Here is a 26,570-nt window from a genome sequence, read left to right as displayed (position 1 = left end):
TTTTATAAACTATTTTAATTATTAAAAGATATTTAATTATTTCGTAGTAATAATTGTCTGCCATATTATCTTAAATATTTACCGTGATAGACTTAACCAAATATTTATCCCGAACATTGAACAAGGAACGCTCCGATAAGAAAATATCGGAACATGAGATCGCCCTGGCACTCGCCAATGCAATTCTCCTGGGTTATACAGAATTAGGATCAATTTTACCTACTCAGGCAGAAACTGCAAGCAATTTGAATATTTCACAGTCTGTAGTCAAGCGGGCTTGGAAAATACTTCGTGAAGACTATAAATTAATTGCTGCCAGTCGCGGTGTAGGTACACGTGTTATTACTGACTTGTCATTACATCAGAGAAAGCTTTTGGAAAGCAGGATTTTAAGTTCGTCTAAACCTGTGCGAAAACGATATTTTGAAAAAGAATGCATTAATGAATTTGATCAAATATTTGAGCGCGAGTTTTCAATTGCCTCTTCATATTACAACAAAATGGACTATGAGGAATATAAACTGAAGGAACTTCCCGGGTTAATTTCAGCATTTGCCCAGATGATGACCATTAAGAAGTCTTATACTTTTACGGATGCCGAGGTCTACTATACCGATGACTATGAAGAGTTAATTACCTATTGCTGCGAAGAGTTTAGCAGGCCGAAAAGCACGATTGTACTACTGGACCAAGCTTCCGGAGGAATACATACTACAATTGTAGCAGCCAGGCGGAAAGTTCATTATATTTTGAAGAAGGAAGGTGAAAGTGTTCTGCAAGAATTGAAACTGTTATGTCAAAGCCAAAACTCACCTGCAGAAATGGTCTATGTGGGCTCGACGGCTCCCTTTCCACTCTTATATTATCGGGATGAAATGTTTTGGCAGCAGCTTCTTGATTTGCAAAAGCTGTATCACTTTAAGATACTGCTGGATGAACGATTACCGAACCTCATAGAAGTTCCTAATTTATTTAAATGGATTTCTCCTGCAAACAACACCTCAATCATTTCCATAAACGCGATCAGTGTACACAGGAAACTAAATTTAGCAACGATATTTTTGGGTGGATCAGATGATGTGAAAAGGATAAAAAAAAGGCTCAAATCGAGGAGAAAACTAATCTATCCAGTCCTGAATCATTTATTGCTGGACATTCTGAAAGGAAATAAGTTGAATGAGATTGAACAACAAATTATCAAGCGAATAAAGAGTGTAATTAGTGCAGTTAAAAAAATGTTATTAGCTTCAGAACTATTTGTTGATGAGTATATTGTGAAACAGCAGGCATACTTTTTTTATCTCGAGTTACGATCAGGAGAAGTACTGCCAAATTTATATAAAAAACTAAAATTAGAGGGAATCATCATCATGAATCCTAAAACTTATCATTTAGGTCCCGAATTTAACAATGGTTTTTTGCTCAGTGTAGCGCATTATCTTGACACACAAGAGGTGCTACAGGATCTGGCAGAAGTCCTTAGATATGTAAAAATAATCCGTAAACACTAATACCATGACATCGGTAAAACACTCTCAAAAAGACCTAAGCGTAATAGAGCTGGCAACTTCAAAACAAATATCTTTCAGAACAGCCCGGCAATGTCATAATAACGGGATGATATTCTTATCTGACATTCTCAACTTTCATAATAAGGGATATAGATTTGACCGTCTTAAAGCTTGTGGCACAAAGACAGCCAATGAATTATTGAATGTTTGTAGTGTTTATCAGGGAGTAGAGCTATCATTTAATAATGAGAAAATTGATGAGGATGTGAAGGATGTGATAAGTTTGCTGCCAGAAGGGATGATGGATATGTTAGAAGCTTATTGTGAATTTCTGTTTTGTAAAATAAGTCGAAGATCATACAATGCCCTGAAACGTGCCATCGGTAATGATGAAAAAAAAGTCATCTTATTTATGCTTGATAAAAGTACACGCTTTCTGAGTTTACGTAATATTGGGGTAGTCTCAGCGAGGGAGTTGGAACAGGTGCGTGTAGAACTAATAAGATATATAAATATTCAGTTGAAATGACAACCTACTCATTTTAGAACAGCCAGAGCAACATTGCTCCGGCTGTTCTTATATTTAATATCCGGAGTTCTGTTTTAAATTCGTTACCCTGTTCAACTCTGTCTGTGGAATGGGGAACAGATAATTTTTCTCTGTAAACACGCGGCTTTCTACAGTGAAAGGAGTATAGGTCAGCCTGGTTCCCGTTCTGGTAATCTGCATGCCAGTAACTGGTTTATTGATGATTTCCGCTGCCTTCTTCCAGCGGCGCACATCAAAAAACCTGTGGCCTTCAAAGCATAACTCTACGCGGCGTTCATTCTGAATCCGCTCACGCATCTGTGCCTGTGTTAATCCTGCAGGTAGGGCAGGCATGCCGGCACGGTTGCGTAACTGGTTTACAGTAGTATAGACATTCGTTACCGGTCCGCTGGCTTCGTTCAATGCCTCGGCATAATTCAGTAATATTTCAGCATACCTGAAGAAAACCCATGGGCGGTTTCTGTTAACCGCAGTTGTACCCGTAGCCCAAACGGCACTTTCTGATAAAAATTTGCGTAAGTAATAGCCTGTTCTCGTATTGTTCGTATTGGTAGGCACATTATCCTTTCCGCCAACAAACGTTTCCACTGGTCTCGACTTAAAGGACTGACCGTTGTAAATTACAAACAAGGCCAGTCGCGGGTCGCGACCACTCGCACCCGTAGTTGAATAAGGATCTGCAGAATTGTAGCCCGAGGTATTATCAGTGATAGGCTTGCCACTTACCCTCATTTCGAAGGCATTTACCAATTCCTGCGTCGGGTTAGTCCGTCCGCGGCCTTCGTAACTGATTGGCGCATTATTGCTTTCGATAGAATTTGTAGCACTCACATTTGTGGCGAATATTACCTCTGGATTATAGATCAGCGCTGTAACTGAGAAATCCCATAAGTTTGGTAACTGTGCCAGTGTCAACAGCGAATTTTTATTCAGGTCGATCAGCTGCCTGGCCGCATCAGCTGCGGCAGTCCATTTGCTGAGGTCGCCACTCACATTATAGAGCGGACTGGCCGCGTACAGCAGCACCCTTGATTTTAAAGCCAATGCAGCCCCGGCAGTAGCACGGCCGCGGTCTGCCGTACCATAATCCGCCTGTGATGCCGGTAAGATTTTTACCGCCTCGTCGCAATCGGCAACGATCTGTGCAACCACCTGGTCAACAGAATTCCTGGGCAGGTCGAGATTATCAGTTGTAGCATACGAACGGTTCGCAATAATAATCTGTCCATATCTTTTCATCAGTTCAAAATGATACATGGCCCTTAAAAAATATGCTTCTCCTCTTAACCTGGGGATATCCGTTGCCGGCGTAATGGCGCTCGTGCTGCTGTTCTCCAGAAAAAGATTGCTCCTGCGGATGTAAGAATACATATTGCTGTACTGGTCATCAATTGTACGCAATGCCCCCCAGGTACCGTTGTTAATGATGTTTATTCTCGAGTTGACGTTTGAGTTTACCGCTTCGTCAGATGCTGCAGCCAGCATTGCCCCCTCAGTATCTACATTGTAACCGTTGATCAGACCTGCATATACCGTATTCAGAAATCCCCGCGCATTACGGTCCGAATTCCAGACATCCTTTTCCCTGATGCTACCGTCGGTATAGTCAAAATTCAGGTAATCCTTTTTGCATCCAAGGCAGCAGATCAGCGCGATAATTAAGAGACATCTGGAGTAATTCTTATAGTGATTTTTCATCTTTTCTTTCTTTTTACATGATTTATAGATCGATACTCAGTCCCAAAGTGAAAGTTTTGGAATATGGATAAGTTGTTCCCCTGCCAGCGATATTCACTTCCGGGTCGGCCCCGATACCCAGGTCGTTATTAGTAAACAGGTTCAATGCTCCTACATAGAGGCGCGCATTATTTACGCCCATTCTTGAAGTAAACCTGTCCGGCAGGTGCACACCCAGCTCTATCGACTTCAACCGGAGGAAGTCGCCCGAGCGCAGCCAGAAATCAGAAGCTGCCGTGTTGTTTCCGCGGTCGGCAATACCTAATCTAGGATATTTCGCATTTTCGGCATTTGCCGGGGTGTAGCGGTCGAGGCTCAGCTGGTTGAAAGAGGAGGGACCACTGTTCACCAGGCTTTGGATATTCACTGTACGGCCAATCACCCCCTGAAACTGGCATACCAGGTCTACAATACCATACCTGAAGTTACCGCCAAAACCATAGTACGTGTCAGGGAGGCTTGATTTGTCGATACGCACCTGGTCGTTATTGTCAATAATCCCGTCAGGAACACCCGAAGGGCCGCCTACATCTTTATATTTGATATCACCTGGGGCAACTCTTCCCGCGAGGGTTTGTACCGGACTGCTATTGATCTCTTCCTGCGATTTGAATAGTCCGTCTGAAAGGAATACCAGCATGGAACCTGCAATATGGCCGATAGTGCGCTGGTATTCAGGTAGTCCGATCTGGCCGTTCTCTGCCAGTACTTTACTTTTCGAAATCAGGATATTCCCATTGAGTCCCAGGCTAAATTTCCCTAACTGCCTGGAGTAAAATGTTGATGCCTCTATACCGCGGCTTTGTACTGCCCCACCATTAACCAGGCCGGCATTCTGGCCAAGAAGACTTGGAAACTGATTGGCTGTCAGAATGTTATTTCTTCTGGTGTAATAGTAGTCAAAGGACAGACCAAGAGAATTCTTCAGAAAATGCGCATCAAATCCGGTGTTCAGCATGCGGACAGTCTCCCAGGTGATATTGGGATTCCCGAGGTTAGCTTCTGCTGCCGAATTTGTGGCAGCTGGCGTATTGCCGAAGCTATAACCTCCGGTGCTGAGGTTACGGGTATAAAAACTTTCAAAGGGAAAGCGTGATCCGCCGATATCCCCATTGCCCGCTATACCATAGGAGGCTCGTAATTTAAGATAACTCACTGCAGGAATTGTCTTGAAGAATTTCTCCTCAGACATGATCCATCCGGCCGCAAAAGCTGGGAAGAAACCATAACGCCTCCCCGGGGCAAAGTTCTCTGAACCCGAATAGCCGGCAGTAAATTCAGCAAAATAGCGTTGTTTGTAATTGTAGTTAACCCTTCCACCGAGGCCCTGGTTGCGATAATCCAGTCTTTCCGGAGCTTTGTCGGCGAATCGCTGACCACGCACAGAAACATTTAACGCGTGTTTACCTATGCTTTTTTCGTAATCAAAACCTGCCCAGAACTCATTCTGTAAGGCATTGTTGCCATAGGTGGTCGACCGGTATTCCACTGGGCTGGCCGTCAGGTAATTTGTTGGCGTCGACAACGTTTGATCCACCACGGTATACTGCTGGGTAATGCCCGAGATATAATTACCTACACCATCGTAAGAACCCAGCGCGTTGAATGAAAGTCCAGGTACCCAGAAATCCAGCTTTTGTCTTACACTCAGCGTAGCCAGCAGTACCCGGTTCTGATCACTCACATAACCACTTTGCTGTAATAAACCGGTAATGTTCTTGGTATACTGAGAGGTACCCCCCAGCGTGCCGTCCGCGTTATAGATCGGATAGGCGTTGGGCGGCGTGTTGAAAATATTATTCATCACGTCGGTCAGCCCCGTGCCGGGAGACAGTCTGTTCTCGTTGCGTACACCTGCGTTAAGGCTTACTGTAAGATATTTACTGGCTTCAAAATCTATATTACCCCTGAAATTGAGCTTTTTAAATCCAACGTTAGAATTGAATGTGGGAGTTTTGGTATCTTTTAGAAAACCCTGTTGGTTCAGGTAGCTCACAGCTGCAAAATAACGTACCGTGCGTTTACCGCCACCCATAGAAAAGGCATAACGTTGCAGTGGCGCAGTTCCACGCAGATAGTCCGCCACGTAGTTATTACTTGGGTGCAGCAAAGGCGCTGAATTGTTGCGGTAGGCATCCAATACCTCCTGACTGTACGGCGCTGTACCACCATCATTCAGGCTGGCTTCATTATAAAGAGAAGCATAATCATAGGAGTTTAGCGGGCGGATCAGGTTCGTAGCTTTCTGCAGTCCCCCCTGTGCGTCAAAGTGTATGTAAGACCTCGTCGGGTCGCCCTTCTTTGTCGTCACCAGCACCACGCCATCACCACCGCGAAGTCCATACCATGCCAATGTCGCTGCATCTTTCAGCACGGTGATATTTTCTATTTCTCTGATATCCATATCGGCAAAATCCCGTTCAGTACCATCAACAAAAATGCGTGCGCCATTGCCGTCGGTCTGGAAGGAATTGATGCTGCGTACCCGCACAGCAGTAACCGTAGTTCCGGGTGCTGTTCCTACCTGCGACTGATACAATCCAGAAACACGTCCGGAGAAAAGATTGCGCAGATCATTGGTGGGTAGCTGCGGAATATTCGTGCTATTGATAGAGGTAACTGCCCCCGATACTTCCCTTTTTTTGCGAATGGCGAAGGGGATATTTACGTTATCCTCTTCAGCAGCATCGATGGGAGCGGCCAGGAGTTTGATTTGTAGAGTGCTCTGATTTGCCAGGACATGCTGCTCCGTCAAATACCCAGGACGCTTCAAAATCAATACGTCGCCGGGACTGCCCTTGATACTAAATTCTCCTTTCAGCCCTGAATGGATCTCTCCGGCTTTCTCCTGGATGAAAACGGAAACACCATCGAGGGGCTTACTGTCAGCGTCCAGCACTCTTCCCTGATATAAAATACTTACCTTATCTGCTTTTTCCTGCTGCGCTTTTGCTGGCGATACCAGCTTCAGGCTCAGGAAGGGGAGTAGCAGCATATACTTGATGAAAATTTTCATACGATTTGATCGAATTATTTGTAAATAAATCAGGCTTACTACCAGCCCGGGTTTTGCAGCAAGATCCCTTTGGATTTATTGATCTCCGTCAGCGGGATGGGATACAGATATTGTCTTTCCTGAAAAGGACTGCGCTGATAGGCTTCCTCTACAGGGACAACAGCATAGGTAAAACCTGTTCCGTTCCTGACCACATTCATCGCTGTAAGTTGTTTTGATACCAGCTCCGGACCTTTCTTCCAGCGCATAATGTCCCACCAGCGGATATCCTCAAAGGCGAACTCTACACCCCGCTCATTCTGAATGCGGCTGCGCATCTCCTCCTTACTTAAGCCTGCGGGTAATCCCGGCATTCCTGCACGTGTCCTCACACGGTTCACATATTGGTAAACTTCAGCCGTAGCGCCGTTCACCTCATTCTGGGCTTCCGCATAATTGAGTAGCACTTCTGCATAGCGGAAATAAATAAAATTGATCAGACTGCGGGCGGTTGCGTTCGTTCTGTACACTTCAGGCCATAACTTTTTGCAGTAGTAACGCGTACGCGTGTAGGTAGGCGTGTTGATCCTGAAGTCGGCCCCGCCTTCATACATCTGTATCTGGCGCCCTTGCCAGGTCATATTGTTATAAATGATATTGGCGTAAAAACGCGGATCGCGATTGACATAGGGATTCTGCGGGTCGTAGCCCGATCCCGCTGTGTTGATCGGCGCACTGCTGATGATCGGTCCGGTAGCTGTATTCCGTTTGACAGCTTCGTAGAGGTCTACATGATTCTGCGTAGGGTTGAGTAAGCCCTGTGCACCTCCAGAACCGGGAGACATGACAAAGTCATTCAAAAATCCACCGATTTGTCTCGGGGCCCGTACCTTGATCATGATATACTCCGGGGAATTGTCCACGTTCAGCAGCGTATTGTAATCGGCCTGCAGTTCATATTTATTCATGTCAATGATCTCTTTGGAGGCTGCTGCGGCAAGGTTCCATTTGGAGGGATCGCCCGATGCATTATGTAATGGACTGGCATCCAGCATCAGCAGACGCGCCCGTAAGGCTTTCACAGCGCCGATGGTAGGTCTTCCGAAGTTACCTGCATCCCAATCCGTTGCCGGAGAATAGTTTACCGACGATTCTACCTGCAGTATATCCTCGGCCTCTTTCAGGTCGCGCAGGATAAAACCAACCGTTTCCTGATACGAGTTTCTGGGCAGGTCGATTTCTTCCGTTGCACTATACACCCGGTCAGTGATGATCACACCACCATAACGTTTGACCAGCTCAAAGTAAAACATCCCACGCAGGAATAGCATCTGTGCGCGTACGATCTTTGGATTAAAGATACTGCCCGACCAGGGTACCTGATCCAATTTGGATAATACCGTATTTGTGATACGAATACCCTGGTACATCCGGGAGTAAGTATTGGTGATATCGGTGCTGGATATCAGGTAATTGCCCGCCCAAACCGGGAACATGCTGTTTAATATTCCCGTAGCTTCATCCGTATACTGGCTGGTAGTTCCCTTGTAGGTATCCTGAAGGCGGCCATACTCATCGATCATAAAATTATAGGCATTGTCGGCAAACCGTGTGGCCAGCAAAGGATCGGCAAAAACTTTGTCCTCGGGCAGTCTTGTCCCCAGATCCAATTGCAAAAAGTCTTTTTTACAACCTGTCTGACCTAAGCAGATCAATAAAACACAACAGGTAAATATTTTCTTCATCATAAAGTTCAGATTAGAATTGCACATTGATACTTAAATTGTACACCCTTGATAAGGGATAGATGTTAGAATTGGCCAACCCCTGCGCCTGCGTTGATCCATTGGCGATCTCCGGGTCAAGCCCCCCTTTAAATTTTGTCCAGGTATATAAGTTCTGTCCGGTCAGCGCCAGCCTCATGCCTTGTACCCCGAACTTTTTCGCAAGAGCTGCAGGGATCTGATAAGCTACTTCGATATTCCGCAGTTTGACATAGCTGGATTGCTGCAGCAGGAATGAATTGAATACATAACTGGGATTATTTGCATAACCCGTAGGTTTTGCCACAGGCCAGGTAGCGGTTTGGTTATCGGCCGGTGATTGCCATCTGCCCAGCATCGGGCTATATACCTGGAAGCGGCCCGGGTCATAAGGTAAAACATTGGAATTCACATCAAATGCACCCTGGAAAAGTGCCGATACCGACAGCCCCTTGTAGCTCAGGGTAGGTTCTACGCCCAGTATTCCCTGCGGTATATCTGTGTTGCCGATAGCTACCCGATCCTGAGGATCAATCACGCCATCGCCGTTGGTATCCTGGTATTTCAAATCACCCGGGATCACCTTAACACCCGTCACGTTATTGACAGGACTCGCGGCAATATCTTCGGCGTCCTGGTAGAATCCGATAAACTTGTAGCCGATGTATTGCCCCAGCCGGGAGTTAATCAGACTTTGATAGGCCGGTAAGTTAACCGCCTGATCGGTTATTTTGATCTTGTTGCGGTAATGGGAGTACTGAACCTGTATGCCATAGTTGAAATTCTTGTTCAGGCTGTTGTATCCAAGTTCTACTTCAAAACCTCTGTTATAGTTTGCACCATAGTTCACGATAGGCAATGTGGCGCCATAAGTCAGTGCAGAAGAATTGGTACGCCTAGTAGCGATCAGCGTCCTGTCTTCGTCGTAAATATCAGCGGTCAGTTTGAGCTGACTCTTGAAGAAACTGGCTTCAAAACCGATATCCCTTTTCAGCGAATTTTCCCAGGTAATATCCGGGTTTCCGAACTGGTTCTGGTACACCACAGAATTGGCGGTCGCGCTGCTGCCGTTGCCAAAGTATACGATATTGTTGGCACCAGACATCCCGCCGGTGGCATTTACAGCGTTCCCTCCGTTGATATAGTTGCTGTTGTACAGAAAGCGGGTTTCGCCGGTAGCCGCAGGATTGGAATATCCGGTTTTTCCCCATGAACCCCTGATCTTCAGAAAGGAAAGCCAGCTTACATCCTTCAGAAACTTTTCGTCGCTCAGGTTGTAGGCGGCAGAAACTGAGGGGAAGAAACCATACCGTTTGCCGGCAGCAAAGTTCTCTGAACCATTGTAGGCCCCGTTGAACTCCACAAAATATTTACCGCCGAAATTGTATTTGGTACTTAAGACCACACCCTGGTTGGCAAATGGTGCGTTGGCAACATTGCGCTGAACGCCGCGCAGTTCCCGCTGGGCCAATGCCAATACCGAAACGTGGTGTTGTTTGAACAGGCGGTCGTAATTAAATCCCAGTTGAAGATTGGATTTATTATACCCGTCGCGACTGGTATTTACACCTCCTAAATTATCATTATAAAAACCCGGGATGGGCACGATTTCACCCGTGGCCTGGTCTACCTGGTATTTCGCATAACTGCCCGATTGTGCCCTCACGCCGATGATATAGGCATCCAGGCCCAGCGTTCCTTTGAAACTCAGTCCTTTGGTGATCACATCAAGCTTTTGGTTCAGCACAAAGACACTCTCGATGGTGTTATTGATCCTGTTGAAATAACCATTTCGGGTGAGCTGCGAATAGGGGTTAAATGTATTGACCCCGATCCTGGAGTTCTCGAGATTGTTATACAGATCATCCAGGGCAGCTAACTCAGGTGTAGCACGGCTGGTATATTCGGGAAAGAAGGGTAAACCAAATGCCGGAATCGCCAGCATCCTGCTGATGATGGCCTGCGTGCCACCGGTATCGCCGGTAGCTGCTGTACCACCGCGTATGCCAAAGGTATCTTCCACGCGGCCTCCGAATTTGATGCTGAATAATGTCGACTTGCTTAGATTGAAATCGAGGTTACTGCGGAAATTATAGCGCGTAAACGAATTGGAAGTCCGGTAGCCGTAAATGGGCTGAAACTTTTTAAACATACCGTCCTCAAATAGGTAACCCAGTGAGATAAAGAACGTAGCGAACTTACTGCCGCCACTGAAATTGAGGTTATGCTGCGTGCGCATCCAGTTATTTTTGGTTACAGCTTTATACCAGTTCACATCCGGAAAACGCAAAGGGTCTGAACCGTCTTTGAATTTGATCAGGTCCTCATCCCTGAACGTTCGCTGATCCGGCTGATATAACTTTGCTGCAATGAGGTTATTTTCCCCTTCAGTCTGGAAGCTTGCTGCATCAAATGCATTTACTGTATTAGGGAGCCCGGTAAGGCTCACCAAGCCAGCGCCACCCGAGTAGGATACCCTGAAGGCGCCGTCTTTTCCAACTTTTGTGGTCACGACAATCACTCCGTTACCGGCTTTGATACCGTACAGTGCAGTTGCCGATGCGTCTTTTAATACACTGATGGATTCAATTTCATTGGGATCGATGTTTCCGAAGGAGGTGCGTTCTACACCGTCTACAATGATCAGTGCTGCAGAATTGGAAGAAGATCGTCCCCGGATAAAGATATCTGCTGCATTTTCCCCGGGAACACCGCTGCCCTGGCGGGTCACTACACCGGGCACGCGCCCGATCAGGGCATTCGTCATATCAGCAACCGGGGTCTTCACCAGTTCCTTTCCGGCCAGGGTGCTGTAAGCTGCGGTCTGCTCGCTGCGCTTCTGCGTTGAGCCAAATCCCAGGACCACGACCTCGCCCAGATTACTTGCTGCACTGGCCAGTCTGATGGTCATGTCAGCAGAGGCAACTATTTCTGTGGTGGTATAGCCGACATAGGAAACGACTAGTGTTGCATCAGCAGGAACTGTAATCGTGAATGTGCCATCGCCGCTGGTGGTAACGCCCCGTTGGGTACCCTTTACCTTGATGGTTACGCCGGGCAGGGTTTCACCCTTTTCGTCCACGACCTTGCCTCTGACGGTGATATCGGCAAAGTGTGTAATTGTTCGGTTATCGACAACAGGTTCTTCAAATGCAGCGCTAAAAGCGACTGAACAGGGACAAAAGATCAGTGGAAGTATTACGAGCGCATCTTTGAGCGTCAAAAAATGCAGGCGCAGGGGTATAGAACGGACTGGATAGGTAAGTCCTTTTTTCATAATTATAATTTCTTTATGTGAATAATAGGTTATGGCAGGTGACAGGGAGGGGTGTTGTATTGATTTATGTCATAGGCGGTTGATTATATTTGGTCATCAAAGTAAATGAGTGGTGACTGGTCGTTTTGCTCAATCACTTTCTTTATCGTCTCAAATTGAGATCTCATTTAATCGCCATCTGGCATGATTTACTATACTGTTCAAATATTTGACTATTCGTCTCATTTTAACAGAAAAGCAGATTTAACTAATTCGATTTAGTTTCCTGATAATTAGAGTCGTAGGGTTAAAAAATTTATGAGATTCAGGGACGATGTTTAAGACATGTACAAGTCGCCCTGATTTGAAGTATATTTGAGATGACCAATTATGAAATGTATACTTTCGGGAATAGCCATGATCTTATGGGTATGCCTTGTGCCTTTTAAGGCTGGGGCACAGTCATATTATTTTAAACATTTCGAGACCGAAGACGGCCTGGTTAATAATTCCGTCAATACGATTTCCCAGGATCACAACGGATTCATCTGGATCGGTACACGCGGCGGTCTGGTCCGTTTCGATGGTTATACCTTCAAATCAATCTGCAACAATAATCTCAGTTCTGAGAACCTCTGGAATGACTTTATCACTTCAATAGTAGAAGATCAACAGGGTAAACTCTGGATAGGAACAGGTAAAGGGATTTTTCATTATGATCCGCTTACAGAGGAGATCAGTTCACTGCAGAAAGGGCCGCAGGCTTATATCAATGGCTTTGTGATCGACAAACGTGGCGACTTCTGGATTCTCGGTCAGAACCAGCTCTTCTTCTACGACCACAAATCGCATCAGCTCGATGACATGAAAACGCAGGTCTCACGGATTGCGCTGAAGCCTGATGGGAACCTGCTGCTGGGCAATTCTGATGGCATCCTCTATACCTGTGATACGAAAACAAAGCAGATCTCGCATAAAAGGGTTGTCGATGCCCGAATTGCGCCGAACATGCGGGCGATTACAGAACTCTATCCGATAACGAACGAAAAGATGTTTATCGGCTACAAACAAGGGCTGATTATTTACAATAGCAACACCGGGGATACCGAAGAAGTTCCATTACTCCGCGATGCAGAAAATGGTGTTCTGGTGCGCGATATCTACCGGAGTAAGGAAGATGAGTACTGGATTGGTACCGAGACGGGTCTCTACATCTATAACCTGAAAAAGAAAAGTTGTGAGCGGCTGACAAAAAAACCGGGAGATCCCTATGCGATTTCTGACAATTCAGTTTACTCCGTCTTCAGAGATAAAGCTGGCGATATGTGGGTAGGAACCTTTTTCGGGGGGCTTAACTACCATTCGCGCCAGAATGCCAGGTTTGACAAATACTATCCGGTACCCTTTGAGAACTCCTTGTCCGGAAATGCAGTGAGCGAAATCTGGAAGGATCCAAAAGGTAATTTATATATCAGCACCGAAGATGCAGGGCTTAACCGATTGGATACCAAAACCAAAGCTTTTACCAACTATACCTCCGATACAAGGAAAAACAGTGGCTTCCATTCCAATATACATACCCTGCTGGGCCTGGGTAACCAGCTGTTTATAGGCTCCTTTTATCATGGCATGCAGATCATGGACCAGCGAAGTGGCAGGATTACCGATGAGTTCAGGATCATCAATGAACCTGGAGAGAAGGGGAGTGACTTCGCGCTGACGATGTGCCTGAGCCGCGACATTGAGGTGATCGTAGGTACTACAGGTGACTATGGTGGTTTATTCCGTTATGTTCCCCGGAAAAAGACTTTTAGCCGTTTCAAACAGCTCAAATTAGGTACTGCTGTCTACCATGTTATTCAGGATCATGAGGGGAAACTCTGGGCTGGATTGCGGTCGCAGACTGCAGTATATATCAATCCTCAAACGGGTAAGCAGGGCAAACTTGTCTTTGGCGACCCCAAAAAGGAATTCTCTGTGCATTTTATCATGGAGGACAGTCAGCACGCCTTATGGTTCTCCACAATAGGCGGCGGTCTGATCAAGCTTGCTGCAGACCGGCGCTCATTCAAAAAATTCACGAGGAAAAATGGTTTGCCCAGTGATGTATTGTATGGAATGGTAGAGGATGAACAGGGCCATCTTTGGATAGGATCAGCAAAAGGACTGGTTTGCCTGGATATCCGCACGGAAAAGATCAGTGTTTACACACGTGCCAATGGCCTGATTTCCGACCAGTTTAACTATAACTCGGCCTGCAAAGGTGATGACGGGCGACTTTACTTTGGTACAGTCAAAGGCCTGATGGCTTTTGATCCGCGGGAACTTTACCAGCAGGAGTTTTCGCCACGGATTTATTTCACCGGTTTTCAGGTTAATAATCAGGAGGTTCTTCCTGCCGGGAAAGGCAGCGCTCTGCAAAAGTCTGTCAATTATACAGATACGATTGTACTGGCGCCGGAGCAGAATAGTTTCAGCATCGAGTTCGCCGCCCTGAATTTTAGTTCGCCGAAGTTGGCACAATACCGTTATATGATGAGCGGTATGGACCGGTCCTGGACCTATTCAAATTCAAGCCGCAAAGCCTATTTCACCGATCTGTCACCAGGCCGTTATACATTTACTGTCAGGGCCAGCAGTAATATCGGCACCTGGGCAAGCAAAGAACGAAAGTTGTTTATCGAGGTTTTACCTCCCTTATGGCGTACAAATACTGCATATATCCTCTATGTGATCTTTGGGGTACTGACCGTCTTTCTGGCGCTGCGGTACTATCACCGCTACCAGAGAAAACGGAACGAAACCAAACTCAAGCTCTTCGAGCATGAGAAAGAAAAAGAAGTTTACCAGGCAAAGATCGAGTTCTTCACCCACATGGCACATGAAATACAAACCCCGCTTACCCTGATCAGTGTGCCGGTAGGGAGGGTCCTGAGTAAAGCAGAAGATTATCCGGCCATCAGTAAAAGTCTGAGTACCATAGGTAAATATACCAATCAGCTGATCGAATTGACCTCCAGGCTCCTGGATTTCAGGCAGACAGAGATGGAGCAGTATGGTCTTAACTTCGTGAACGCAGACATCAGCAGTTTGCTGCGCGACCTGCTCGATTCCTTCGCTGAACTGGCGCAGGAATATCAGATCAGCATAAAGTCTTCCTTCCCCGAGGAATATATTGTGGCGTTTGTGGATCGCGAAGCGTTTTATAAGATATCCAGTAACCTGATGACGAATGCAATCAAATACGCGGCAAGCTCGGTGTTTGTAACCCTGGCCCCATCAGGTGAGGATACTTTTACGATCAGCATTGCGAATGACGGGAAAGCGATACCTGAAGAATACCATGAGAAGATATTTGAGCCCTTTTTCAGAGTCAAAACCAGCGCGAAACCTGGCACAGGAATCGGGCTTTCCCTGGCGAGGTCGCTCACGGAACTGCATAAGGGTACCCTGGTGCTGGCTTCTGGTGCGGCAGACCGGATTGTTTTTAAGTTGACACTTCCCCGGCATCAGCAATTCGAATTTAATTTAGGCACCTGGAAAAAGATAGGATAACATGAGGGATAGTATTTTGATCATTGACGACCATGAGGATCTGCTCAATATGATGCAGGAGATCTTAGAGGATGACTACAAAGTATACCTGGCGGGAAATGCTGACCGTGCCCGGGAGCTGCTGGATACGGAAATCATCCACCTCATTATCTCAGATGTGATGATGCCGGGTATGGATGGTTTCGAGCTCTGCCGTACGGTGAAGTCGGACATCGCATACTGCCATATTCCCGTAATGCTGCTGACTTCCCGGAAGGGGGTAAATGATCATATTCAGGGCTTCGAGAATGGCGCTGATGCCTATGTAGCCAAGCCTTTTTCCGAGAAACTGCTGAAAATCCAGGTCGCCAGTTTGTTATTAAACCGTTCCAAAATCAAGGATCACTTTGCCAGCTCCCCCTTCGAAGACATGCGGGTAATGGCGCATTCCAAAGCGGATGAAGATTTTCTCCGGAAGCTGGAGGAATTTATCCGCAAAAATATCAGGAATCCCAATATTGATATGCACAGCCTTGCAGATCACATGTTCATGAGCAGACCTACATTTTATCGTAAAGTAAAAGCGCTTTCCTGCTTAACGCCGAAAGAATTGATTGATATTACCCGGCTTAAAAAAGCCGCCAGCCTGATTGCGCAGAACCGCTATTCGCTATTTGAGATCGGTGTGATGGTAGGCTACCGGTCTCACAGCATGTTCAGCCGCAATTTCCAGAAATATTTCCAGATGAGTGCCCTGGAATACATCGCATCTTTGCCAAAGGCGGAAAGGTAAAAAAGCGCTTTTACTGATTATTCTCCTATCGGAATCGGTATGTTTACATTGATCGGTGCAGCTAGACCGAAATTTGGTGATCCATTCGTGTTCCAGGTAAATTTCTGCATGCGTGGCGTCCTGGTACCACCAGGATTGGCTGCGGTATTGCGCGCATGGTAGACCACCCAGTTCTCGCTACGGAAGACCCCATTGGCATCTGTATAACTGCTGGTAAAAAAGCCGTTATGCCCCGGACCATAAACACCTCCCGCATCATTCCTCGTTAAGATTTGTGTTTTGTTGATCCAACTGGTGGCGAGCAGCGGATTGGCGCCGGAGCTCAGCTGTATCGATCCCAGGCAGTAGTTGTCGCTGCCATATCTGCTGCCGGAAAAGACAATGAATACCGGACTGCCGGCGTCTTTCTGCAGGGCAATAGGACCCTCGTTAACCCCCAGACCAGTGCCGGTCGACTCATATCTCTCCCAGGTGTTGGTGGGTGTAGAGATCTTTACCCTCGGGCCGCTGATCGTCCATGGGTCAGACATAGGCGCGATGAACAGGTGTTGTTTCCATTTGGTGGCGATGTCATCCCAGCCCGACCATACGAAATAGTTATTTGTACCAACAGTCAGTACGGTCCCGTCTATCGCCCATTGGTCGGATGGATCCGTGATCTTTCCTTTGAAGGTCCAGGTGCCTGTGGTTGGGTCGGCATTAGGGTTCTCCAACACATACATGCGGTGATTGGCATCTGCGCCGTCATCCGCCGCAAAATAGATATACCATTTGCCGGCAATAAAAAACATCTCCGGAGCCCATAAAGCATGAGAGTAAGCGGTTCCGGCGGGAGGGGTATAAACGGTTACGATGGGATAGTTATTCATCAGGGCCATGGATGGCGTTTTGAGGATAGAAATCCTGCTGCCCTGCGTAAACAGGAAATAGTAAAAACCATCTTTCTGTGCAACAAAAGGATCCGCCCGGCTGCCGTTGGCCAATGGGTTCTGGAAGTTGAGGTTGGTCAGGCGAAACTGATTTTGTGTTCCTGTAACGGTACTTCTCTGCTTGATCTTAGTGCCTGAACCTGCGTTTTGGGGATCAACCACCATCGCCATACTGTTCGCTTTATTGGTAAAGGAATAGCTGTCGTTTGCAGCGGTGTAACTGATTAACCAGCGCTGCGAATCGCTGCCGTTGTCGGTCTGCTGTACCAGCTGATCTCCTGTGGTAGAAGATGGCGACGTGAGGCACTTGTTGCTGGTGACATTGACAACTTTGTAATAGGTAGCGTCGGTTTTGATCAGCCGCCATTTTTGTCCATTGTTCGGAAACCATGGCCATTGCTGGATCTTGGCCAGGTCAGTGCTGGTGTTTCCGGCGACTTCCACGACGGGTCCTGCGGGCAGCGATGAAATGCCACGAATCCTATAGATGCCGCTGTCTATGAGCGTTCCAAAAGGTGCAGCCACAAAGTTTACCTGTGGGCCATTCATCTCCTCGCCGCTTAGCTCAACGGGGTTGAGCGTTTCCTTCTGAATCTTCTGACAGGAGGAAAAGATAGATAGGAGCACAGGGATGAGTAAAAAGAAAATGCTTTTATTTTTCATGATCTAGTGTTTAGTAGATCAAAAATAGAAGCTGACGGACAGTAGCTTAACTCATTTACTTTACGAATCGTCTCAAATATCAGGTAGGCATAAAACTTGAGTCCTGTATTAACGGAGGGTTTGTCTTTTGACTCTGCTCAACGTCTCTTTCGTAATACCCAGATACGAGGCAATGTGATGCTGCGGGAACCGCTGTACCAGGTGTGGGTATTTGCTGGCGAATTCCAGATAGCGTTCTTCTGCTGTCCCACATATCATTGAATTTAACCTTTTGTGTAAAGCAATGGCGTGCCTGTCATCCATCACCCTTAACATTTGCGCTATGGCAGGAATCTGATCTGCCAGATCATAGATATCTTTTGGCGAGATGATCAACATTTCCGTGTCTTCCCAGGCTTGAATGTTATAAAGTGATGGTTCCTGTGTGATCAGGCTTGCCCGGTCGTCTGCCCAGTGATTTTCAACATACAGCTGTATAATCTTCTCGTTTCCCTTATCATCTATGCAGTATTGACGAATGGCTCCTTTAGTAATAAAAGCGGTAAACTTTGATACACAACCAGATTTTAACAAGAATTGTCTTTTACGCAGCTTTTTTGGCTGGAACGTACTTTTTATCGATTCTATTTCAGAGGAATTTATTCGTAAACCTGAATATGCTTCAATGTAATTGATTAACTTCTGATACATTTATTACTGCCCCTTGTTATTCAAATTTAGAATAAAATCCTCTCAGATGCTAAATTATAATTATTGAAAGTGGTAACCACCAAAAAACTTGATTGGTGACCATGATGGCAGCGGTTCCGCTAATTTAGGCGTCAGCTCTACGAATTTTCCGGCACCATAAACCACTCTGCCGCCCACAACGGTCAGTACAGACTGGAGGTCTTTGATCTGGTCATCGGGTATAGCAAAGTAATCATCACTAAGCAGTACAAAGTCTGCCAGATTACCCGGGGCTATCCGTCCTTTTTCATTTTCATGGTTTTCGAACCATGCCGCACCAACGGTATACAGACGTAAAGCCTCTTCGCGGGTCAGGCGGTTATCTTCAGCCAGGATGACGTTACCCGAAACAGCTTTTCCTGTTACTGCCCAGCTGATGCCCAGCCATGGGTTAGCCGGAGAAACACGGAAAGCATCTGTAGTGAGCGACAGGGGAATTCCGCTTTTCATGAGATCTCTGAACCTTGGTGTATACAAAGCTTTTTCCATGCCATAAGTCTTTGCAAAAGCTTCCCCGTGCAGCGCCATTTTATTGTCGAGTGCGATGCCGCCGCCCAACCTTTTTATCCTTGCTATATTTTCATCACTGATCGTCTCTGCATGTTCGATTGCCCAGCGCATGCCGTCCAGTGGCGTGGTTTTTACCACGTCTTCCATGGCGTCAAGAAAGGGCGTCAGATTTTCATTGTAGGTCATGTGCATGCGGAAGGGGATTCTCTTCAGTATGAGTTTTCGTACATATTCTTCAGCATATTTCTTCATCTTTTCCTGAGGAATGATGATGGCAGGTTTGTCAAAGTTCTCGTGGTCATGAACCTCGGGGTTAAGCACTTCGCCCGTTCCTTCATATTCATGGCCATGTTCCAGTGTCGGATGCAAGTTTTGTCCCGGACTCAATGGCGAAATCTTCGTAATACGTTCTATCTCTGTATCTACCCAACTCTTGTTCGGATCATAGTTAAATCCAAGGTCTACGAAGGGGAAACGGATATTCAGCCTGTTCTCTTTGATTAGCGTTTCAATAGGGGCGTGACCCTCAGGATAACCCACAACGCTACTGTTTTCAATGACTGTAGTAAGCCCGAAGCGGTTCAGGTCTTTGATCACGTATTCCAGTGAGCTTACCTGCTCCTCCGGCGTCGTTTCCGGCATCATGGCATCCATTGCTACAAATACGAAGGTATTCGCATCGATCACACCGGTATAGTTTCCTTTTTTGTCTTTTTGAAGCTCCGTGCCGGGAGCGACTTTGAATTTTGGTGTTCCGATCCCGAAGAATTTCATTGCCGGCTTGTTCAGCCAAATTCTGTTGTAAGCATACTGCACCCAGAGCAGCTTGTCTGGCACGGCTTTATTCAATTCCTCTATCGTTGGCTGACGGTGTTCCTTAAATTGATAGGGAGACCATGCGCCGGTCACCTTTACCCATTGACCTTCCGGTGTTCTTGCCGCTTGTTCTGTAAGCATTTCCAGCGCGCGTTTCAGTGTAGGTACACCGTCCCATCTTACCTTTTGATTAAAATTGCGCTCATTTAAGGGATGCATATGCGAATCTTCCAATCCGGGGATCAGGCGTCTGTCCTCTGCATCGATCAGGCGCGTGTGGGCATCCTTCAGGGCCAGGATTTCCTGATCATTCCCAACAGCATAAATTCTGCCGGCACTTACGGCGAGTGCTGTGGCTTGTGGTTGCGCTGCGGTTAGGGTCGTGATCTTAGCGTGATAGACGATCAGGTCAGCACCGTTTACCGGTTTTTGCGTTTGCCCATACAATCCTGATCCAATACATGCTGCTGCGATTAAGCTAATAGTTCTTTTCATATCTGATTTTGTCTGATTAATTTTTGATGATGTTACCCTTGAGGTAGCTGAGACAAATTTTATTAATCCTGATAAAATGAGGTGATGATATTTGATTCATAAAATCGTAGACAAATGTCTATAAAAATTCCGGAGAGCTTACATTTTTATCTTTGCTGTAAATTCATAAAATACCTATTATCAGTGTTTTGTGTAATATTTATCCTCGGTTTGTTGGTGAATTCAGGCATTTTAGTTTATATTTACCTAACTATCAACAATATTAAATCTTAAAAAACAGCAGGACTTTTTCATGTACAATGTATATTTCGACTATCTGAAAAAATTCAGCGCTACACCATTAACAAGCGATGAAAAGGCACTGATCAGACGAAACTTTAGACCATTAAGATTAAGGAAAAAAGAGTACCTGTTGCAGGCTGGGGATATTTGTGAAAATTACGCTTTTATTGTAAAGGGTGCGATGCGCATGTACTCGGTGGATGATAGGGGACAGGAGCATGTCATCAGGCTGGGCCTTGAAGATTGGTGGATGGGCGACCGTGAAAGTTTTTTCAATCTCGTTCCCAGCCGGTATCATATTGATGCGCTGGAGCCTTGTCATTTGCTTTGTATCACGAGGGAAAGGGATCTTGAGCTGCTCAATAACGTTCCGGCATACGGCATAATGAAGATGAAGCTCGATCAGCAGATGGAAATAGCAAACAACCAGCGGCTGACTTCAGCCCTGGCTGATTCTGCGGCTAAGCGTTATACCGATCTTATCCAACGTTATCCTGCATTTGCTGACCGATTCCCGCAGCATATTATCGCATCCTATCTCGGTATTAGTAAAGATACGCTTAGCCGTGTCAAACTAAAGCTCAAACAAACACAGTAACTAAGCTGCGCGTACGACAATAGTCGACATAATTTGATATTATATCTCATCGTCTTTTAGTGGCTTTCAATACCATTTTTACGTTGTAACTAACAATTTAAAAATACAATCTTATGAAAGTCGGATTTATAGGTGCAGGCCATATCGGTAAGGCACTTGCGAAAAAATTTGTAAATGCGGGATATCCCGTGATTATTTCTAATTCAAGGGGAGTTGAATCTTTGCAGGCTCTGGTTAAAGAATTGGGAGAATTAGCATCAGCCGGAACAACTGAAGATGCTGCTAATGCAGATCTGGTTGTGCTTGCCGTCATGTGGGACCAAATAGCTGGCGCGTTGGAGAAGGTAAAAAAACAGCTTGCCGGAAAAATAGTTATCGATGCTACGAATAATATGAATAGCGGCGCTGACGATCAACCTACAAGTATTGTGATTTCTGAACAGATACCTGAAGCGAAGGTTGTGAAAGCTTTCAATACGCTGATGGCAGCAACGCTGGATGCTGACCCTGCTGTTGGTAATGGTAAGCGTGTGATTTTCTTTTCTGGTGATCATCAGGATGCGAAAGAGACTGTCGGAGAGATCATTGCTAAATTAGGATTTGCAGGAGTAGATCTCGGGGGGCTGAAGCAAGCTTCTCCAATCACGGAGTTTGCAAAGCCGCTTTCTGGTTTGAATTTGATTATGTTGTAACATAAGCGGTCTCTATTTATATATTAGAGGCCGCTTCTTATGATATATTCAAAATTGATTTTGAATCAGAAAAAATCACTTATTTTATTGATCGAGTATCGATTCCATTGTCTGTTGAGAATAGCTAGGAAGCTTCTCATACTCAATTAGGTTAACCCTTTCTGGTTTCTCAAGAAGGCGAATAGCATTATCATAAGGCTTAAACAAATCCTTTGATTTAGGCTTAGCAAGGATAACATCAAACAAGTAATCATTTTGTTTTGCATAATCCTGTAAGTCTTCAAATTGCCCAAAATATTGCCATGCTTTTCGCTGAATGGACTCAGGTCTTTGCAGGTCAAAACTGACGGGCTTTACTAGATGCGTGTTGTCTTGTTCTTTCCAAGCTATGTCAAATCTGATAGATGGGCTGGTATCCGGACGTATAGAATAATCTAAATATATGTTGTTTGTCTTATTCAATGATTGATCATTAGTCAGGAATTTGCCCAACAGATTTTTATATTTCTTGAGCAAAATGGACTCATCTATTTTCTTAGTATTGCTGTCTTGAATCTGGAACACAGAAAAGTATAAATTATACAATTGATCTGTGATTTTTTCGATATCTGGTGTGTAAAGAACAGAGTTACGATAATTTCCAAATTGTAAAGCAGAGGCATCAGGCGCCAAGAATTGATTTTCTAAAAATTGCTGTAATCCGCCCTCCATATCAAAATCATAGAATAAGTGTGGGTTTTTGTTTAAGATATTCACACGCTCCAGAAAATACCGGAAGTAAGATTTTATAGTTTTTTCAGGAACATTTGGATAAGCATATTTAAGTCTGATGAGCTTCTCGGGATATATAAATTCCAATCTTTTATACTGCGGAAAATACGCAATAAGGCCAATATTCAATACCTCTCCCAATATTTGCGAGTGGTGGTATTGTAACAAAGCATATTGAAATTTTCCTTTTATCATGCAATGAGGCTTAACATTATCAGACAATATTTATTGGAATTTTGTTTGAGGGAATAAAGATACTGAATTAATCGATCACTTCCACCAACGTCAATTCCAAACCCTTGCAGTTGAGCGATCAATGATTCAATTTTATTAACATCCATTCTGTCAAGATACTCTCTGAAGGTGTCGAAAAGGTTTCTCTTTTGGCCCCGGTAAGATTTCAATTTTGAGTAGAATAAGTGATGTTGATAGATCTGAGGCCAGTTATTATTTTTAAATTCCTCTAATATTGCTTCATAAGCATCCTCAGAATCGCTATCAATAAAATGAAGACAGAGTTCATGGTCAATCACAATGAAACCATCATCATCCAGTAGTAAGTTTGCTTTATTATGGTGCCCCCCTCTGTCTGCGTTCATTATCATACAATCGAAAGCAAATAATGTAGCGCAATCCCAAATACTAAAAGTTGACTTTTTAAGCTCTTCATTTACTAAACTAGCGTTGACAAGCCTGCTACAGAATGTTGCACCCTGATGTTTGCTTTGCAACTCTTTTAAATCTTTAGGAGTAAGTGTGTCAACGAAATCCTCGTCACTAAGGTCTATCACATAACTCTCAGGGGTGTCCAAATCGAACTCTCTGGCCAGTTCACTACAAATAAACTCCTTTGCGATGTGACAGCTTTGGGCAATATTATTTGGTGTAAATAACTTTACTACACAAGGAAACAATTTTAGATCTGGATCACCTTCGTCAATACATGACACGCTCCAGGGTTTGGTTGAGCCACCCTTGAGTTTACCATCGAAACGTATTGGCTTTAATTTGATCACATTATTATTTTGACCTAAAATATGGATTTTTTTCCATTTAGATCCAGTGAACATTTACGAGATGAAACAATTGCTCAGGTGTAAATCGCGTTTACCCTACTTTCGTCGGTAAAAGGATATGACTATTACTGGCCAGTGATAAGAGATAAACTAAATCCTGGAAGGTGCCTTGCCAAAAGCCTTTTTAAAAGCAAAAGAAAAATGAGAGAGGTTCTCAAAACCAACATTTAAATACACATCCAGAGGCTTCTTTCCTTTTTGCTTAATCAGGTAATGCGCTTCCCTGAGTCGCTTATCTAGCAGCCACTGGCTGGGCGTTGCCTTAAAAATCTTTTCGAAATCCCGTTTAAAGGTAGCCAGGCTGCGTCCTGTAAGCTTTGCAAAATCCGCTGAACGCACATTGTAGATAAAGTTCTGTTTCATAAATTCTTCCAGATCTATCTTCTCGGGCTCTGAAAAATCAAACAGAACCTTTTCCAATTCTGGCTCCAGATTCAGTAAAAGCGCTACGGCTTCCTGTGTTTTCAGATTGGCAATTGCCGGTATCAGTGGTTTATTGAGTTTAAAGTAGGAAAGAATTGATTCAAAATAACCCGTTAACAACTCATCGGAAGGCATTATCCGAAGTGGATCACCCAAATACCTTTGCTGACGCGCTATCTGCGCTTTTTCAGCGTACTGAGATAGAAATGCCTGGTCCAGTATAATACTGATGGATTGAAAGTCCCCACCCGTAGGAGGTACCTGAACAGATTTGATCAGCTGCTGACGGCGAAACAAGCCAAGATTCCCTGCTGGAAGTATCTGTAAACCCTTCTGCGTTTGAACGCTCAATTCACCAGCTATGATATAACACAGTATATTTTCTCCAATAAACTGCTGGCTCACATACTCCTTCCGTGCAGAACAGGAGTAAAGCAAATTATTCATGCTGATGAGTGTAGGATCCGCCATTGTATAAACGCCAAAGATAAGTTTATTCAACTAAAGCAGTATCTCCATTTCTCCTAAGACCGAAGCAATGCTGAGGGCGATTGCCCAAACTGCTTCTTAAATGCAAAGGAGAAATGTGACAGATCTTCAAAGCCAAGATCCAGATAGATATCTCTGGGTTTCTGGCTTTGGGTGTGGATGAGGAAATAAGCTTCTTCCAGACGCTTTCTCGTTAACCAGCGGGCAGGCGTTTCATTGAAGGCTGTTCTGAAATCCCTTTTAAAGGCCGATAAACTTCGCCCTGTTAAGAAGGCAAAACGCTCCAGCGGAATGTTAAACCGGTAATTGCGCGACATGAACTCTTCGATGTCTATCTTTTCCGGCGCTCCGAAGTTAAAGAACACTGCAGCAAGTACAGGATCTTTCTGCAACAGGATCAGCAGCAGCTCCTCGCGTTTAATATCTGCAAAGCTGCTTTCAATTTCTGCTTCACCCTTGTAGTAAGGGGCCAGGGAATGGATGTAATTTTCGAGACGCGGGTCAGTGTGCAGCATCACGATCGCATCATCATGCGCCGCAACACCAATCGCAATAGCGTGTTTTGCTAAAAAGCTCCTTAAAAAAGCTTCATCCAGTACGATTACGATTTTTTTGAAATCACCATTCAGTTGCTGCTTGTTGTATCGCAACAAGTGATTTTTACGCGCAATACAGGAGTCGCCCGGAACAAGTTCATGGTGTTTCTCCGCATTGTAAACCTGCATTGTTCCCTGCAGGATATAAAGAAAAAAATGCTCCGGAACAATTTGTTCCGGAGATATACCAGGGCCTAAGTGGCAGGATTGAATACCTTGTATCTGCATGATCTCGTTTCTCTTACAAAAATACTCATTCTGTCAAACTATCCGCACTTGCCAGAATTGCTTCCTTGTTACTCCTGAACTCCCATTCAAAGAAATCCTTTGCCTTTTGATTAGACATCTCTATATAACTCGAAGCATCTAAGGGCTTCAGCGCTGCGATATTCTCCGCCAGCTCAGGTCTTTCCTTCCTGATCAGTTCCGCCACATCGTAAATACTCATTACACCCGTGGAAGTGGCCAGGAACCTCTCGCCAGCGGCATTTGTTGCCGTCATGGCCTTCAGGTGGATTGCCGCTACATCACGAACATCTACGATACCAAAGGTAAAACCAGGCGTTTCTTTCAGTTGTCCGGATAAGATCGCCTGAATCATTCCGATGGAAGTAGAATGATCTTTCCCCAGCGCCGGACCGAAAACCCCGACAGGATTGATCACCGTTAATTCCAGTCCGCCACCTTGTTCAGCGATAAAATCCCAGGCAGCTTTTTCTGCGATCGACTTGGATTTCACATAAGCGTTATCCGTCAGGTTAGGATCTGTCCAGTCCTCTTCTGTGAATATGTGGTCTTTGGGATCCCTGCTGTAACCTATGGCTGCAAAAGAGGAGGTAAGCACTACCCGTTTCACTCCGGCCTCACGTGCCGCCTTTAAGACCCTGAGCGCTCCGTCGCGGGCAGGCACAATCAGTTCCTCTGCATCTTTGGGATCTGCGGCAGGGAAGGGGGAAGCTACATGCAGCACGTATGTACAACCTTGCACAGCCTCATCCCAGTGATTGTCCTTTGTCAGGTCGGCCTCCACAAAAGATAGTTTTTCTCCAGAACTGATACCTGCTTCCTGCAGCAAGCCAATTACTTCATCTTTTCTGCTTAATGACCGCAGTGTAGTTTTTACGGTATAACCTTGTTGTAAAAGTTGTTGAATACAGTACAGCGCAATGAAGCCTGTACCGCCAGTAACCAATACTGTTTCTTGTTTTGCTAAATTTTCCATATGTCAATTTCCTGAGACAAATATCCACTGAAACTCGCAGGAGCGGGTTGTTCAAACGTCCAATTTTTCTTTGTTCAAACGTCCATTTCAGGCATGAAGTTAAACAAGAAATAAATTGCGTTACAGTTCTGTTACACGTA

At 45.1% G+C, this 26,570-nt stretch carries 18 protein-coding genes; 6 read left to right on the top strand and 12 right to left on the bottom strand.

Translation table 11 applies throughout. The features are described 5' to 3' along the window. The first annotated feature begins 116 nt into the window (after positions 1-116). Complete coding sequence (locus tag OQY15_RS02740) at positions 117-1,511, top strand: GntR family transcriptional regulator (protein WP_265787449.1); 1,395 nt, start codon at positions 117-119, stop codon at positions 1,509-1,511. A 4-nt stretch (positions 1,512-1,515) separates the two neighbouring features. Then, positions 1,516-2,040 carry a hypothetical protein gene (locus OQY15_RS02735; protein WP_265787447.1) on the top strand — a complete coding sequence of 175 codons (525 nt, stop codon included), beginning with the start codon at positions 1,516-1,518 and terminating at the stop codon, positions 2,038-2,040. Positions 2,041-2,094: 54 nt separating this feature from the next. Here OQY15_RS02735 and OQY15_RS02730 read toward each other — a convergent pair whose 3' ends face one another. Genes OQY15_RS02730 through OQY15_RS02715 form a run of 4 tightly spaced genes read right to left on the bottom strand, consistent with a single transcriptional unit; the run spans position 2,095 to position 11,833 of the window. Further along, positions 2,095-3,759: a RagB/SusD family nutrient uptake outer membrane protein gene (locus tag OQY15_RS02730; protein WP_265787445.1), complete on the bottom strand. Its 1,665-nt coding sequence runs from the start codon at positions 3,757-3,759 to the stop codon at positions 2,095-2,097. 22 nt (positions 3,760-3,781) lie between these two features. Then, entirely contained in the window at positions 3,782-6,814 is a 3,033-nt protein-coding gene (locus OQY15_RS02725) for a SusC/RagA family TonB-linked outer membrane protein (RefSeq protein WP_265787443.1), read from the bottom strand. Positions 6,815-6,852: 38 nt separating this feature from the next. Further along, a complete protein-coding gene (locus tag OQY15_RS02720) occupies positions 6,853-8,541 on the bottom strand; it encodes a RagB/SusD family nutrient uptake outer membrane protein (protein WP_265787441.1) in 1,689 nt (562 codons plus the stop codon). Positions 8,542-8,551: 10 nt separating this feature from the next. Next, on the bottom strand, positions 8,552-11,833 hold the full coding sequence (locus OQY15_RS02715) for a TonB-dependent receptor (protein ID WP_265787439.1): 3,282 nt from the start codon (positions 11,831-11,833) through the stop codon (positions 8,552-8,554). Between the two features lie 369 nt (positions 11,834-12,202). Here OQY15_RS02715 and OQY15_RS02710 point away from each other — a divergent pair, with 369 nt between their 5' ends. Both OQY15_RS02710 and OQY15_RS02705 read left to right on the top strand, forming a co-directional pair. Further along, complete coding sequence (locus OQY15_RS02710) at positions 12,203-15,367, top strand: sensor histidine kinase (RefSeq protein WP_265787437.1); 3,165 nt, start codon at positions 12,203-12,205, stop codon at positions 15,365-15,367. A gap of 1 nt (position 15,368) precedes the next feature. Next, the gene (locus OQY15_RS02705) at positions 15,369-16,139 is read left to right on the top strand and encodes a response regulator (RefSeq protein ID WP_265787434.1); all 771 of its coding nucleotides are present in this window, start codon (positions 15,369-15,371) and stop codon (positions 16,137-16,139) included. A 17-nt stretch (positions 16,140-16,156) separates the two neighbouring features. On the opposite strand, the gene OQY15_RS02700 is transcribed toward OQY15_RS02705, so the two are convergent. The 3 genes from OQY15_RS02700 to OQY15_RS02690 all read right to left on the bottom strand — a co-directional run bounded on the left by OQY15_RS02700 (position 16,157) and on the right by OQY15_RS02690 (position 20,281). Further along, on the bottom strand, positions 16,157-17,731 hold the full coding sequence (locus tag OQY15_RS02700; RefSeq protein ID WP_265787432.1) for a family 43 glycosylhydrolase: 1,575 nt from the start codon (positions 17,729-17,731) through the stop codon (positions 16,157-16,159). 108 nt (positions 17,732-17,839) lie between these two features. Then, positions 17,840-18,421 (bottom strand): Crp/Fnr family transcriptional regulator, encoded by a 582-nt coding sequence (locus OQY15_RS02695; protein WP_265787430.1) that lies wholly within the window; start codon positions 18,419-18,421, stop codon positions 17,840-17,842. A 60-nt stretch (positions 18,422-18,481) separates the two neighbouring features. Continuing rightward, positions 18,482-20,281 carry an amidohydrolase gene (locus OQY15_RS02690; RefSeq protein WP_265787405.1) on the bottom strand — a complete coding sequence of 600 codons (1,800 nt, stop codon included), beginning with the start codon at positions 20,279-20,281 and terminating at the stop codon, positions 18,482-18,484. Between the two features lie 292 nt (positions 20,282-20,573). Between OQY15_RS02690 and OQY15_RS02685 the strand changes: the two genes are divergently transcribed. Together OQY15_RS02685 and OQY15_RS02680 are read left to right on the top strand one after the other, a co-directional pair. Beyond that, the gene (locus OQY15_RS02685; RefSeq protein ID WP_265787403.1) at positions 20,574-21,161 is read left to right on the top strand and encodes a Crp/Fnr family transcriptional regulator; all 588 of its coding nucleotides are present in this window, start codon (positions 20,574-20,576) and stop codon (positions 21,159-21,161) included. A 113-nt stretch (positions 21,162-21,274) separates the two neighbouring features. Then, positions 21,275-21,853, top strand: coding sequence for an NADPH-dependent F420 reductase (locus OQY15_RS02680; protein WP_265787401.1), 579 nt, complete (start codon positions 21,275-21,277; stop codon positions 21,851-21,853). Between the two features lie 84 nt (positions 21,854-21,937). Here OQY15_RS02680 and OQY15_RS02675 read toward each other — a convergent pair whose 3' ends face one another. From OQY15_RS02675 to OQY15_RS02655, 5 genes are all read right to left on the bottom strand, one after another. Then, entirely contained in the window at positions 21,938-22,819 is an 882-nt protein-coding gene (locus tag OQY15_RS02675) for a hypothetical protein (RefSeq protein WP_265787399.1), read from the bottom strand. Continuing rightward, on the bottom strand, positions 22,816-23,694 hold the full coding sequence (locus OQY15_RS02670; protein WP_265787397.1) for a HipA family kinase: 879 nt from the start codon (positions 23,692-23,694) through the stop codon (positions 22,816-22,818). The genes OQY15_RS02675 and OQY15_RS02670 overlap by 4 nt, the downstream gene beginning before the upstream one ends. Before the next feature lie 96 nt (positions 23,695-23,790). Continuing rightward, positions 23,791-24,624 (bottom strand): AraC family transcriptional regulator, encoded by an 834-nt coding sequence (locus OQY15_RS02665; protein WP_265787395.1) that lies wholly within the window; start codon positions 24,622-24,624, stop codon positions 23,791-23,793. A 23-nt stretch (positions 24,625-24,647) separates the two neighbouring features. Then, a complete protein-coding gene (locus OQY15_RS02660; protein ID WP_265787392.1) occupies positions 24,648-25,436 on the bottom strand; it encodes an AraC family transcriptional regulator in 789 nt (262 codons plus the stop codon). A gap of 25 nt (positions 25,437-25,461) precedes the next feature. Further along, positions 25,462-26,430, bottom strand: a complete 969-nt coding sequence (locus tag OQY15_RS02655; RefSeq protein WP_265787390.1) for an aldehyde reductase — start codon at positions 26,428-26,430, stop codon at positions 25,462-25,464. Positions 26,431-26,570: the final 140 nt, after the last annotated feature.

The organism is Pedobacter sp. MC2016-15 (genome assembly GCF_026239695.1).
Taxonomy (GTDB): Bacteria; Bacteroidota; Bacteroidia; order Sphingobacteriales; family Sphingobacteriaceae; genus Pedobacter.
This window is presented reverse-complemented; position numbering and strand designations above follow the sequence as displayed.